The following is a 13,518-nucleotide window of genomic DNA, read 5'->3' as shown; positions in this document are numbered from 1 at the left end:
GAGCCGCGCGGGCGGACATCCAAGACTTACCAAAATAGGAGACACCATGAATCGGGCTTCCGGATTCCTGGTCTGGATCGCGCTCGCGCTCCTGGGCGCGTTCGCTTTCGGCACCATCGCGCTCGCGCACGGCGAGCGGGTCAGCGCACTATGGATCGTCATCGCGGCGGTCTGCGTCTATCTCATCGCGTATCGATTCTATTCGCGCTTCATCGCCGGCACGGTGTTGAAGCTCGACGGCTTGCGCATGACGCCGGCCGTGCGTCACAACGACGGCCTCGATTACGTGCCGACCAACAAATACGTGCTGTTCGGCCACCATTTCGCGGCGATTGCGGGCGCGGGTCCGCTCGTCGGTCCGGTGCTGGCCGCGCAGATGGGCTACACGCCCGGCATGCTGTGGATTCTGGCGGGCGTCGTATTCGCGGGCGCGGTGCAGGATTTCGTCGTGCTTTTCATCTCGACGCGCCGCGACGGCCGCTCGCTCGGCGATCTCATCAAGATGGAACTGGGCACCGTGCCCGGCGTGATCGCGCTCTTCGGCGCGTTCCTCATCATGGTGATCATTCTCGCGGTGCTCGCGCTGATCGTCGTGAAAGCGCTGACGAATTCGCCGTGGGGCACGTTCACCGTCGCCGCGACCATTCCGATCGCGCTTTTCATGGGCGTCTATACGCGCTTCATTCGTCCGGGGCGCATCGGCGAAGTGTCGATCATCGGCTTCGTGCTGCTGATGCTCGCGATCACCTACGGCGGGCAGGTCGCGCAATCGCCGACGCTCGCGCCGCTCTTCACGTTCACGGGCGTTCAACTGACGTGGATTCTGATCGGCTACGGCTTTGTTGCGTCGGTGCTGCCGGTGTGGCTCCTGCTCGCGCCGCGCGATTATCTGTCGACGTTCCTCAAGATCGGCACGATTCTCGGCCTCGCGATCGGCATCCTGATCGTCGCGCCCGAACTGAAGATGCCCGCTTTCACGAAGTTCGTCGACGGCTCGGGTCCCGTCTGGGCGGGCAACCTGTTCCCGTTCCTGTTCATCACGATCGCGTGCGGCGCGGTGTCAGGCTTCCACGCGCTGATCTCGTCGGGCACCACGCCCAAGATGGTCGACAACGAAGTGAACATGCGCTTCATCGGCTACGGCGCGATGCTGATGGAGTCGTTCGTCGCGATCATGGCGCTCGTCGCCGCCTGCGTGATCGAGCCGGGCGTCTACTTCGCGATGAACAGCCCGGCCGCGCTGCTCGGCACGACGCCGGACGCGGTCGCGCAGACGGTCACGTCGTGGGGCTTCACGCTGACGCCGGACATGCTCACCTCGACGGCGAAGGCCGTTGGCGAAACCACCATCGTCGCGCGGGCGGGCGGCGCGCCGACGCTGGCAGTCGGCATGGCGGAGATTCTGCATCGCGTGATCGGCGGCCCGGCGATGATGGCGTTCTGGTATCACTTCGCGATTCTCTTCGAGGCGCTCTTCATTCTGACCGCAGTCGACGCCGGCACGCGCGCCGGACGCTTCATGCTGCAAGACCTGCTCGGCACGTTCCACCCGGCGCTGCGCCGCACGGAATCGCTGGTGGCCAATCTCGTCGCGACCGGCTTGTGCGTCGCGGCGTGGGGTTACTTCCTGTATCAGGGCGTGGTCGATCCGTTCGGCGGCATCAATACGCTGTGGCCGCTCTTCGGCATCTCGAACCAGATGCTCGCGGGGATCGCGCTGACGCTCGGCACCGTCGTGCTGTTCAAGATGAAGCGCGAGCGTTTCGCGTGGGTGACGATCGTGCCGACGGTGTGGCTGCTCATCTGCACGCTGACTGCCGGCTGGCAAAAGATCTTCGACGCGAACCCGAAAGTCGGCTTCCTCGCGCATGCCGGCAAGCTGCGCGACGCGTTCGAGGCAGGCAAGGTGATGGCGCCGGCGAAGTCGCTGCCGGAGATGCAGCGCATCATCTTCAACGATTACATCGATGCCGCGCTGTCCGGGCTCTTCATGTTCGTCGTGGTGAGCATCGCGGTGTATGCCGTGCTGGTCGTGCTGCGCGCGCGCCGCGAGGCGCGGCCGACGGTGCGCGAAACGCCGTTCGAGCCGATGCCCACGGGCGGCGGCGCGGCAGTGCGCTCGGGTCATTGAGCACGAGAACCCAGGAGTCGGCCATGTTCAGCGATCTTCGGCAAGCAGGGCGGTATCTCGGCCAGGCGATGCGCCTGATGGTCGGCATGCCTGATTACGATGCGTACGTCACGCACATGCAGACGACGCATCCCGACAAACCCGTGATGACGTACGCGGAGTTTTTCCGCGAGCGGCAGGAGGCGCGGTACGGATCGGGCGCGGGGAAGTGTTGTTGATGCGTGACTGATTGCGGAGAGCGGTGACTTACAACGCGACGGCGCGAGCCGTCGCGTTTTCATTTGGACTTCGAAAAATGTCCGTTTTGCCTATTCCATTCGGACGAGGCTAAAATGACTACCGTCACGTGACCAGGGTCGATATCATGTCTCACAAGCGAGTTTCGAAATCGGAGTTCAAGGCGAAGGCGCTCGAATACTTCCGGCTCGTGGAATCGACAGGAGAAAGCATGATCGTGACAGACCATGGAAAGCCCGTGCTCGAGGTGCGGCGGTATGACAACTCGGCGCTCACGCCGCTGCAGGAATTGCGGGGCAGCGTGCTGTTCTGCGAAGACCCGTTCGAACCCATCGGCGAGGACGATTGGGAGGCGTATCGGTGATCGTGCTGGACACGCATACGCTGCTCTGGTGGGTAAGCGGAGGCGCGCTCAGCAAGCAGGCGCGCGCGGCAATCGAGAAGGAATCGGGCGAACGCGGCGAGATCGTCGTCTCCACCATCTCGGCGTGGGAGATCGCGCTGCTCGTGCGGCGCGGCAAGATAGGACTGTCGATGGACGTCGGCGACTGGATCGACAAAGTGAATCGGATCGACGCGGTGCGGTTCGTGCCTGTGGATAGCAGCATCGCCATCAAGTCGATCGACTTGCCGGGCGAGTTTCACAACGACCCGGCGGATCGCCTGATCGTCGCGACGGCCCGTGCGCTCTCGGCGCCTATCGTGACGCGGGATCGGCTGATCCGCGAGTACGAGCACGTCAAGACGATCTGGTAGCCGCAAAGAAAAAGGGCGAATGGCCCGCAAGCCATCCGCCCTTCGCACATTTCAACCTTCGACTAAAACTCAGTGCGCCGCCGCCGCCGTCTTCGACGACTTGTTCTTCTGCGCGCGCCCGATCTCTTCCAGCTTGATCTCGACGTGCTTCGAGAACACGTATTCGGCCGGACGCTGCTTGTCGATCGGGAGTTCCTTCGCGTAAGCGCCTTCCGTGCGCGGCCCGCGCATCGACACGCCCAGCGCCTTCAGCGGATGCGCGACCGTGTCCATCACGGCGGTCGCCTCGAAGCCGCTGTGGACCATGCAGTCCGCGCACTTCTCGTAGTTGCCCGTGCCGTACTTCTCCCACTCGGTGGTTTCCATCAGTTCCTTGAAGGTCTTCGCGTAACCTTCGCCGAGCAGATAGCACGGACGCTGCCAGCCGAACACCGTGCGCGCCGGGTTGCCCCACGGCGTGCACTGGTACGTTTGGTTGCCCGCGAGGAAGTCGAGGAACATCGCCGACTGGCTGAACGACCAGTTCTTGCCGTTGTTGCCGCGCTTGAAAATCTCGCGGAAGAGCGTCTTGGTCTTGTCGCGATTCAGGAAGTGCTGCTGGTCCGGCGCGCGCTCGTAAGCGTAGCCGGGCGACACCGTGATGCCGTCCACGCCCATCGGTCCGAGCGTGTCGAAGAACTTCGCGACGCGCTCCGGATCGGCATCGTTGAACAGCGTGCAGTTGATGTTCACGCGGAAGCCGCGGCGCTTGGCTTCGCGGATCGCTTTGGTGGCCTTCTCGTAGACGCCGTCCTGCGACACCGAATGGTCGTGCATGGCCTGATCGCCGTCGAGGTGGACGGACCAGACGAAGTACGGGCTCGGCTGGTAATCGTCCATCTTCTTTTCCATCAGCAGCGCGTTCGTGCAGAGATACACGAACTTCTTGCGCGCGATGATGCCCTTCACGATCTGCGGCATTTCCTTATGCAGAAGCGGCTCGCCGCCCGCAATGGAGACGACCGGCGCGCCGCACTCGTCGACGGCGCCGAGGCATTCTTCCAGCGACAGGCGCTGGTTCAGGATCGGATCCGGATAGTCGATCTTGCCGCAGCCGTTACACGCCAGATTGCAGCGGAACAGCGGTTCCAGCATGAGCGCGAGCGGATAACGCTTGTTGCGCGAAAAATGCTGGCGGGCGATGTACGCGCCAACGCGGACCTTCTGGAGCATCGGAATAGACAATTTGCGTCCTCTCCTTATTCTTCGCGAATGGCCGTTGCCGCCGTGGCCGACAGCGCGGCGAGCGGTTGCAGCAACTTCGCGGGGAGTTTGAATTCGACCTTTTCCTCGCGGCCGTTCATCGTCGTGACTTCGACGTGTCCGAAGGCGCGCAGGGCATCGATCACATGTTCGACCATTTCTTCGGGTGCCGAAGCGCCCGCCGTGATGCCGACCGTCTGCGCATGCGCAAACCATTCGGGCTTGATCTCGGAACCGTCCGCGACGAGATAGCTCGGCACGCCGCTCTCGGTGCCGATCTCGCGCAGACGGTTCGAATTGGAACTGTTGGTCGCGCCGACCACGAGCAGAACATCGACTTGCGTCGACAACTCGCGCACCGCGGCCTGCCGGTTCTGCGTCGCGTAGCAGATGTCGCGCGTGTCCGGCCCGACGATATCGCTGAAGCGGCGCTGCAATGCGTCGATGATGCCGCGCGTGTCGTCCACCGAAAGCGTCGTCTGCGTGACGTAAGCGACGGGCGTGTCGGGCGGCAGCGACATGGTGTCGACTTCGGCTTCGCTCTGCACGAGGACGACCTTGCCGGGAATCTGGCCGATGGTGCCTTCCACTTCCGGATGCCCGGCGTGGCCGATCAGAATCAGCGTGCGCCCTTGCGATACATACTGCCGGCCCTGCACGTGAACCTTGGTCACGAGCGGGCAGGTGGCGTCGAGCACATCGAGACCGCGCGCCTCGGCGTCGCGCTCGACGCTGTGCGCCACGCCGTGCGCGCTGAAAATGGCAACCGCGCCTTGCGGCACTTCGTCGAGTTCTTCCACGAAACGCGCGCCCTTGCCACGCAGGTTGTCGACAACGTGCCGGTTATGAACGATCTCATGGCGAACGTAGACCGGGGCGCCATGCCGTTCGAGCGCGCGATCGACGATTTCGATCGCGCGGACCACGCCCGCACAAAAACCGCGGGGTTGAGCAAGGATGATACGCATGTTCGAGCGAACTCCGACTAGCGCGGGTTTCGGGTAATAGACGCGCAACTCACGCCTTCGATCGATCGACGTTGCATTCGCAATGCCTGCAACGTCCTGAAAGCACACCGGCAGAAGGACCCGGTAAGTTTGTCTGCGCGCCGAGATTGACCGCGTATTCTAACGCGTTCCCTTTTTGAGCGCTCGCCGCGCGGCGCGGGCAAACGCGTGCGGCGCGACGTCGATACGCCCGCGCGCCAAAGCCATTAAACTGTCGGTCGCCCGGGACGGCGTGAAGGCGTGCCGCATCGCGTTTCCCGCGCCGTGTACATCCTCGGCGGCTGGTTTCGGCAGGCCGCCGCCATCCTGATTCGTGTGTCCTCCGTGCAACGCGTGCTTCGCCGTCAAGCGCGGTCGATGTTCGCGCGCGCATGGGTGCGCTGCCCGCCCCGCGGGTTCAAGCTAATCGTCAAATTCATGTTACTCATCGCCTGGCTGTCATTGCTGATCTGGATCGTGCTGCTCGTTGCGCGAGGTGGCTTCTGGCGCGCGCAGCCCGCGCCCGCGCTTTCGGATGCCGCGGTGCACGCCGTCGGCCGAGCGGAGATCGCGCGACGCGGCGCGTGGCCCGCGCTCGTCGCGGTCGTCCCCGCGCGCAATGAAGCCGACGTGATCGGCCGCGCGGTCGGCTCCTTGCTGAAGCAGGACTATGCGGGCGCGTTCCACGTCGTGGTCGTCGACGATCACAGCACCGATGGCACGGCCGCCGTCGCGCTCGCCGCGGCCCGCGATCTCGGCCTCGAAGACCGCCTGACCGTGCTGACGGGCAAGCCGCTGCCGCCGGGATGGTCGGGCAAGGTATGGGCGCAGTCGCAGGGCATCAATGCGATCGACACGCTCGGTCTTCCCGCCGAATTCCTGCTGCTCACCGACGCCGACATCTACCATCCGGCCGATGCCGCGACGCAACTGGTCGCGCGTACCATTCTGGAAGATCGCGATCTCGTTTCGCTGATGGTGCGCCTGCGCTGCGATTCGCCGTGGGAGAAGGCGCTGATTCCGGCGTTCGTGTTCTTTTTCGCGAAGCTGTACCCGTTCGCCTGGGTCAACGACAGACGCAAGATGACCGCGGGCGCGGCGGGCGGCTGCATGCTCGTGCGCCGTTCGGCGCTGGCGGAGGCGGGCGGCATCGAATCGATTCGCGGCGAACTGATCGACGATTGCAGTCTCGCGCTGCGCATCAAGCATCGCGCGGGCAAGGCGGACGCGCGGCCCATTCGCCTCGATCTCGCGGATCGCAGCGAGTCGCTGCGCCCGTACGACGACTGGCGCGAAATCTGGAACATGATCGCCCGCACCGCGTTCACGCAGTTGCGCTATTCGCCGCTGCTGCTGGCCGGCACGGTGCTCGGCATGGCGCTGATCTATCTGGTGCCGCCGGTCTTCGCGCTGACGTGGGGCGCGCGCGCATGGCCCGCCTGCGCGGCCTGGGCGATGATGTGCATCGCCTATGGCCCGATGCTGCGTTACTACCGGCGGTCGTTGTTGTGGGCGCCGCTGTTGCCGCTCGTCGCGCTGTTCTATGTTTCGGCGACGATCGGTTCAGCCGTGCGCTACTGGAGCGGCAAGGGCGGTCAGTGGAAGGCGCGCGTTCAGGCGCCGACGCAGGAAGGGTCTTGATCGGGCGGCGGCGCGGACTTAGCGCCGCGTCAGCATTGCGTACAGTTCGACGACCATGTCCGGCGAAAAGGTGAACGGCACCCAGCCGTGACCCGTATGCCGCATGATCAGCAGGCGGTCGCCGTTCGCGTGCTTCTGCACCGCCATCACCGGGTTCTTCGTCGCCGCGAAGCGCCAGCCGGGCGCAACGCCCATCGGCTGTTCCACCGACATCGACGCCCGCACGTTCGACAACTCCTCGATCAACTCCGACACGCCCTGCGGATTCAGCAGCACGGACTTGCCCGCGATGGTCATCTGAATGGTGTCGCGGTCCGGGCGCGAAACGGTCAGCGCGGGCGGCGCGTCGGACTCGGGCTCGGACTCGGACTCGGCGGGCGCTTGCTTCTGAGCGTCGGCGGCTGCGAGCGCGGTGTCCTCGAACTCGTCCGCGCGAGGCGGCAGCGGCGCGGGCGGCTCGGCGATATCGTCGGTGGCGGATGCAGCGACGGACGCAGCGGCAGATGCAGCGACAGACTGAGCGGCAGCGCCGGTAACAGGAGGAACGGTGGCGGCCCGGAGGAGCGCATCGAGGCTCGACTCCAGCGCGCCGAGCTGGTCATGTAGATTCATGCGAAGTTGGATGTCTTGCGAAGCTGGCAGCGAGGGCAAGAATTTTACCTGCTCCCCTTCCTGCGAGCCGGCACACGTTGTAACCAAATGCGTTGAAACGGCGCGGGGCTGTATGCCGCTGGGACTGAACGCCGCGAAAAGGCGCTCAAAAAGAAATCGCGTTGGCGCCGAACGCCAACGCGATGGTGAGCGCGGGCATGCCGCCCGCGCTCGTTGCTGCGTTACTTCGTTTGCGCCTGTGCGAGCGCGGCGTTGAGCGTCTGGCTCGGACGCATCACGGCGGCGAGCTTCGCGTCTTCCGGCTTGTAGTAGCCGCCGATATCCGCTTCGCTGCCCTGCACGACCGTCAGTTCCTCGACGATCTTCTGCTCGTTCTCGGCCAGGCTCTTTGCGAGCGGCGCGAAGAACTCGGCCAGTTCGCGATCTTCCGTCTGGTTCGCCAGTTCCTGCGCCCAGTACATGGCGAGGTAGAACTGGCTGCCGCGGTTGTCGAGCTGGCCGGTCTTCGGCGACGGGCCCTTGTTGTTGTCGAGCAGCTTGCCGGTGGCGGCGTCCAGCGCCTTCGCGACGAGCTTCGCCTTCGCGTTGTTGCTCTTGATGCCGAGCTCTTCCAGCGACACCGCCAGCGCGAGGAACTCGCCGAGCGAATCCCAGCGCAGGTGGTTCTCCTGCACCAGTTGCTGCACGTGCTTCGGCGCCGAGCCGCCCGCGCCGGTTTCATACAGGCCGCCGCCCGCCATCAGCGGAACGATGGACAGCATCTTCGCGCTTGTGCCGAGTTCCATGATCGGGAACAGGTCGGTCAGGTAGTCGCGCAAGATGTTGCCGGTCACCGAAATGGTGTCGAGGCCGCGGATCACGCGTTCGAGCGTGTAACGCATGGCGCGCACTTGCGACATGATCTGAATGTCGAGCCCTTCGGTATCGTGATCCTTCAGGTACTTCTCGACCTTCTTGATGAGCTCGTTTTCGTGCGGACGATACGGGTCGAGCCAGAACACGGCCGGCATGCCCGAGTTGCGCACGCGCGTGACGGCGAGCTTCACCCAGTCGCGGATCGGCGCGTCCTTCACGAGGCACATGCGCCAGATGTCGCCTTGCTCGACTTGCTGCGTGAGCGATTCGATGACCTCGTTCGTCGCGTTATCGACGATACGCGCCGTGCCGTCTTCCGGAATCTCGAAGGTCTTGTCGTGCGAGCCGTACTCTTCGGCCTTCTGCGCCATCAGGCCGACGTTCGGCACCGTGCCCATCGTGCGCGGATCGAATGCGCCGTTCGTCTTGCAGAAGTTGATGATTTCCTGATAGATGCGCGCGAACGTGCTTTCCGGAATCAGACACTTGGTGTCTTGCGGACGGCCATCGGCGCCCCACATCTTGCCGCCGGCGCGAATCATCGCGGGCATCGACGCGTCCACGATCACGTCGTTCGGCGCGTGCAGGTTCGAGATGCCCTTCGCCGAATCCACCATCGCCAGTGCCGGACGGTGCTCGTGGCACGCGTGCATGTCGCGGATGACTTCATCGCGCTGCGATTCCGGCAGCGCCTCGATCTTCGAGTACAGATCCACGAGACCGTTGTTGACGTTCACGCCCAGTTCTTCGAAGAGCTTCGCGTGCTTGGCGAACGCGTCCTTGTAGAACACCTTCACCGCGTGGCCGAAGACGATCGGGTGCGACACCTTCATCATGGTCGCCTTCACGTGCAGCGAGAGCATGACGCCGGTCTTGCGCGCGTCTTCCATTTGGTCTTCGTAGAACGCGATGAGCGCCTTCTTGCTCATGAACATGCTGTCGACGATCTCGCCTTCCTGCAGCTTGACCTTCGGCTTGAGCACGATGGTTTCGCCGCGCTTCGTGACGAGTTCCATGCGGACTTCGCGCGCCTTGTCATTCGTGATGGACTTTTCGCCGTGATAGAAGTCGCCGTGCTTCATGTGCGCGACGTGCGTGCGCGACGCCATGCTCCATTCGCCCATGCTGTGCGGATGCTTCTTCGCGTAGTTCTTGACGGCGAGCGGCGCGCGGCGGTCCGAATTGCCTTCGCGCAGAACCGGGTTCACCGCGCTGCCGAGACACTTCGAGTAACGCTGGGCGATGGCCTTTTCTTCGTCGTTCTTCGGCTCTTCCGGATAGTTGGGCACCTTGTAGCCCTTGCCCTGAAGTTCCTTGATCGCGGCGACGAGCTGCGGCACCGAAGCGCTGATGTTCGGCAGCTTGATGATGTTGGTGTCCGGAAGCTGCGTGAGGCGGCCGAGTTCGGCGAGGTTGTCCGGAACGCGCTGCTCTTCGGTCAGGAATTCGGGGAATTCGCCGAGAATGCGTCCGGCGAGCGAAATGTCGCTGGTTTCCACGTTCACGCCGGCCGGCGCGGTGAACGTGCGGATGATCGGCAGAAAGGCGCTGGTCGCGAGCAGCGGAGCTTCGTCGGTCAGGGTGTAGATGATGGTGGGTTGCTGATTACTCATCGCTTGTCTCGACATCCAGAAACGGGTTGAAAAAGGACCGCCGGCTGCTGTGGACCTGCGCGGGCGCTTTCGCGCGCTGCGGCCGCACGCAACATGGTTGCTCGCGCCTTCCGGCATCAGTCCGCTATTTTGCCTGATTTTGCGGGCGTCGCGTGCGTGAAATCGCTCGCCGAAGCATCAGAAAACGGGCCTTTCTCCGTCATTTCAATGACTTAGAATTTTTGGGTCTTATACAAGAGTGCGTTGCAGGCGATCGACGGACTGCGCCCGCGCTTCTTACGCGTCGAGATAGCCGTTCGCCCGGAACCAGTCGAGCGCGTCGCGCAAGCCTTCGCGATACGGCCGCGCCTGATAGCCCAGTTCCGCTTCCGCCTTCGCCGACGTGAAGTACATCTTGTTCTTCGACATCCGCAGGCCGTCGACGGTCACGAACGGCTCCTTGCCGCTCATCTTCGCGAACATCTCCGCGCCGATGGCGAGCGGATACAGCAGCCCGCGCGGCAGCTTGATCGTCGGCGGCTTGCGGCCGACGAGTCCGGCGATATCGGCGAGCATCTGCTGCAACGGCAGGTTCTCGCCGCCGAGAATGTAGCGCTCGCCGATCTTGCCGCGTTCCAGCGCCAGGAAGTGGCCGTTCGCGACGTCATCGACATGCACGAGGTTCAGCCCCGTATCGACGAACGCGGGAATCTTGCCGGTCGCCGCCTCGACGATGATGCGCCCCGTCGGCGTCGGACGCACGTCGCGCGGGCCAATGGGCGTCGACGGATTGACGATGACGGCGGGCAGCGCGTCGTTCGCGACCATCCGTTCCACCGCGCGCTCGGCCAGCACCTTGCTGCGCTTGTACGCGCCGATGGTGCTCGCCGCATCCGACGGCTTCGTTTCGTCGACGATCGCGCCCGAACTCGTCACCTTCAACGTCGCGACGCTGCTCGTGTACACGATGCGCTCGACGCCTTCCGCCAGCGCCGCGCGCATGGTGGCCTCGGTGCCTTGCAGATTCGCGCGCTCGATCTCGCTCGGGTCCGGCGCCCAGATGCGATAGTCCGCCGCGACGTGAAAGAGATAGCGCACGCCCTTGAGCGCCGCGCGCATCGACGCTTCGTCGCGCATGTCGCCGACGACGATTTCCGCGTCGAGCGACTCCACGTTCTTGCGCGGACTCGTCGCGCGCACGAGCAGCCGCACGTCGAAACCGCGCTCGATGGCGAGCCGCGCGAGCGCCGACCCGACGAAGCCCGAAGCGCCGGTGATGAGCACGCGAGAGCCGGATTTATCTGTCATTCTTACCTCGTGAGATGCGCTCTTCGCGCGATCGTTCGTAACAAGTGCCGCGCCGAAATGGCTGCGCGAATCGCCGCCGGAGCCGATGTGACAAGGCGTTGCGGCTCGTGCTATGGTCCGTGCCTGCTGCGGGGCGCGCGGCCTTCGCGAAACGGACACACTACTGGTCAACGATGCCTCAGGACAACCGCAACCACTCCTTGTGGATCTACTTCGCCATCGCGATTTCTCTTGCGCTGGTGTTCGCCGTCGATGTGCTGACGCCCATGCGCGTCGCGATCTGGGTGTTCTACGTGTTGCCGGTCGTGCTGTGCATGTGGATTAACCGCCCGGCCGTGCCGATGATGACCGCCGGCGCGGCGTCGGTGCTGATGATTCTCGGCTACGCGCTTTCCACGGGAGACTCCGTCGCCAGCCGCGAAGTGCTGCAGTTGAACCGCGCGATGGGCATATTCGTGCTGCTCGTGCTTTCGATCGTGGCGCACCTGTATATCAAATCGCGGCTCGCGGTACAACGCACCGCCTGGTTGCAGGAAGGCGTCGCGCAAATGAGCCTGCAATTGCGCGGCGAGCAGTCTCCGGCGTCCATCGGCGTCAGCATTTTGCGTTCTCTCATTCCGTATGTGAACGCGAAGGTCGGCGTAGTCTACGCTCTCGAAGGCGAGACGCTCGAACGCATCGCCGCCTGGGCGCTGCCGGACGAGAACGGCGCGCCGCGCCGCATTGCGCGCGGCGAGGGGCTCGTCGGACAAGCTATTGTCGACAAGCGCGTGCTTCAACTTCGCGATGCCTCCGCGCATTATCTGAAAGCGGGATCGGCGCTCGGCGCGGCGGCGGCATCGCGCGTGATCGTGTCGCCGCTTTACGCGGATGGCGATGTGGCGGGCGCAATCGAAGTCGGGTTCGTCGGCGACGAGGGCCGCTTCGACGACGCCCGCGTGCTGCTCGAAATGGCCGGCGAAGCGATGGGCATGGCGATGCGCTCGGCGCGGTATCGCATGCGGCTCGTGGAATTGCTGGAAGAAACGCAGCGCCAGAGCGAAGAGTTGCAGGTGCAGCAGGAAGAGTTGCGCGTGTCGAACGAAGAACTGGAAGAACGCGGCCGCGCGCTCCAGGACTCGCAGGCGCGTCTCGAACAGCAACAGGCCGAGCTCGAACAGACCAACGTGCAGCTCGAAGAACACGCGCAGCATCTTGAGCGGCAGAAGACCGAACTGCTTCAGGCGCAGCAGGAACTGACCGCCAACGCGCTGGAAATGGAGCGCGCGAGCCAGTACAAGTCCGAGTTCCTCGCGAACATGTCGCATGAGTTGCGCACGCCGCTCAATAGCTCGCTGATTCTCGCGAAGCTGCTTCAGGACAACAAGCAAGGCAATCTGACGGACGAGCAGGTGCGCTACGCCGCGACGATTCACTCGTCGAATAGCGATCTGCTTTCGCTCATCAACGACATTCTCGATCTGTCGAAAGTCGAAGCCGGCCAGATGGACGTGCAGTTCGCGCCGACGGCCGTGGAATCGCTGATGCAGGCGCTGCGGCAATCGTTCACGCCGGTCGCCGAAACCAAGGGGCTTTCGTTCATCACCGAAATCGGCGCGGATGTGCCGCAGTACTTCGTCACCGACAGTCAGCGGCTTTTGCAAGTGCTGCGCAATCTGCTGTCCAACGCGTTCAAGTTCACCGAGCGCGGCAGCGTGACCGTCGCCGTGCAGCGCGCGGGCGACGACGCGGTGCGCTTCGAAGTGCGCGATACGGGCATCGGCATTCCGCGCGACAAGCAAGACCTCATCTTCCAGGCGTTCCAGCAGGCGGACGGCACGACGAGCCGCAAGTACGGCGGCAGCGGTTTGGGCCTTTCGATTTCGCGCGAATTCTCGCGGCTCTTGGGCGGCTCGGTCGGCGTATCGAGCGAAGTGGGCCGGGGCAGCGTGTTCTCGGTGACGCTGCCGATTGCCGCCCGCGAAGGCACCGTGACCGCGAAGCTCGACACCATCGGCCACATGAAGGAGCCGGAACCGGCTGCGATCGAGCCGCCACGCGCCGTGGGGGGGGGGGGGGGGGGGGGGGGGGGGGGGCGGGGGGGGGGGGGGGGGGGGGGGGGGGGGGGGGCGGGGGGGGGGGGGGGGGCGGGGGGGCCGCGGGGGGGGGGGGGGGGGGG

Annotated in this window: 11 protein-coding genes; 6 read left to right on the top strand and 5 right to left on the bottom strand. The window is 64.4% G+C overall.

All coding sequences use genetic code 11. The annotated features are described in order from the left end of the window. Nucleotides 1-46 precede the first annotated feature (46 nt). From NCR34_RS13535 to NCR34_RS13520, 4 genes are all read left to right on the top strand, one after another. Nucleotides 47-2,131, top strand: coding sequence for a carbon starvation CstA family protein (locus tag NCR34_RS13535; protein WP_250500068.1), 2,085 nt, complete (start codon nucleotides 47-49; stop codon nucleotides 2,129-2,131). A gap of 23 nt (nucleotides 2,132-2,154) precedes the next feature. Then, a complete protein-coding gene (locus tag NCR34_RS13530; protein WP_086967065.1) occupies nucleotides 2,155-2,349 on the top strand; it encodes a YbdD/YjiX family protein in 195 nt (64 codons plus the stop codon). 143 nt (nucleotides 2,350-2,492) lie between these two features. After that, nucleotides 2,493-2,732 (top strand): type II toxin-antitoxin system Phd/YefM family antitoxin, encoded by a 240-nt coding sequence (locus tag NCR34_RS13525; RefSeq protein WP_250500162.1) that lies wholly within the window; start codon nucleotides 2,493-2,495, stop codon nucleotides 2,730-2,732. Continuing rightward, entirely contained in the window at nucleotides 2,729-3,124 is a 396-nt protein-coding gene (locus NCR34_RS13520; protein ID WP_250500161.1) for a type II toxin-antitoxin system VapC family toxin, read from the top strand. The genes NCR34_RS13525 and NCR34_RS13520 overlap by 4 nt, the downstream gene beginning before the upstream one ends. A gap of 69 nt (nucleotides 3,125-3,193) precedes the next feature. Here the strand turns inward: NCR34_RS13520 and hpnH are convergent, their stop codons facing one another. Both hpnH and ispH read right to left on the bottom strand, forming a co-directional pair. Beyond that, nucleotides 3,194-4,348, bottom strand: a complete 1,155-nt coding sequence (gene hpnH / locus NCR34_RS13515; protein ID WP_175940761.1) for an adenosyl-hopene transferase HpnH — start codon at nucleotides 4,346-4,348, stop codon at nucleotides 3,194-3,196. 14 nt (nucleotides 4,349-4,362) lie between these two features. Beyond that, nucleotides 4,363-5,334 (bottom strand): 4-hydroxy-3-methylbut-2-enyl diphosphate reductase, encoded by a 972-nt coding sequence (gene ispH, locus NCR34_RS13510; RefSeq protein WP_250500067.1) that lies wholly within the window; start codon nucleotides 5,332-5,334, stop codon nucleotides 4,363-4,365. A gap of 456 nt (nucleotides 5,335-5,790) precedes the next feature. On the opposite strand from ispH, the gene NCR34_RS13505 reads away from it, so the two are divergent. Further along, a complete protein-coding gene (locus NCR34_RS13505) occupies nucleotides 5,791-6,993 on the top strand; it encodes a glycosyltransferase (protein ID WP_250500066.1) in 1,203 nt (400 codons plus the stop codon). Between the two features lie 18 nt (nucleotides 6,994-7,011). Here NCR34_RS13505 and NCR34_RS13500 read toward each other — a convergent pair whose 3' ends face one another. The 3 genes from NCR34_RS13500 to hpnA form a co-directional block, all read right to left on the bottom strand. Further along, nucleotides 7,012-7,605 carry a hypothetical protein gene (locus NCR34_RS13500; protein ID WP_250500065.1) on the bottom strand — a complete coding sequence of 198 codons (594 nt, stop codon included), beginning with the start codon at nucleotides 7,603-7,605 and terminating at the stop codon, nucleotides 7,012-7,014. A 221-nt stretch (nucleotides 7,606-7,826) separates the two neighbouring features. Further along, nucleotides 7,827-10,073 (bottom strand): NADP-dependent isocitrate dehydrogenase, encoded by a 2,247-nt coding sequence (locus tag NCR34_RS13495; RefSeq protein WP_250500064.1) that lies wholly within the window; start codon nucleotides 10,071-10,073, stop codon nucleotides 7,827-7,829. Between the two features lie 276 nt (nucleotides 10,074-10,349). Further along, entirely contained in the window at nucleotides 10,350-11,360 is a 1,011-nt protein-coding gene (hpnA, locus tag NCR34_RS13490; RefSeq protein ID WP_250500063.1) for a hopanoid-associated sugar epimerase, read from the bottom strand. A 173-nt stretch (nucleotides 11,361-11,533) separates the two neighbouring features. On the opposite strand from hpnA, the gene NCR34_RS13485 reads away from it, so the two are divergent. Beyond that, a partial coding sequence (locus NCR34_RS13485; RefSeq protein WP_250500062.1) for a sensor histidine kinase occupies nucleotides 11,534-13,518 on the top strand: 1,985 nt, incomplete at its 3' end.

Origin of the sequence: Caballeronia sp. GAWG1-5s-s (genome assembly GCF_023631445.1) — a bacterium.
GTDB lineage: Bacteria > Pseudomonadota > Gammaproteobacteria > Burkholderiales > Burkholderiaceae > Caballeronia.
The sequence above is the reverse complement of the archived record's forward strand: the minus strand, read 5'-3'. Positions and strand labels throughout refer to the sequence as shown.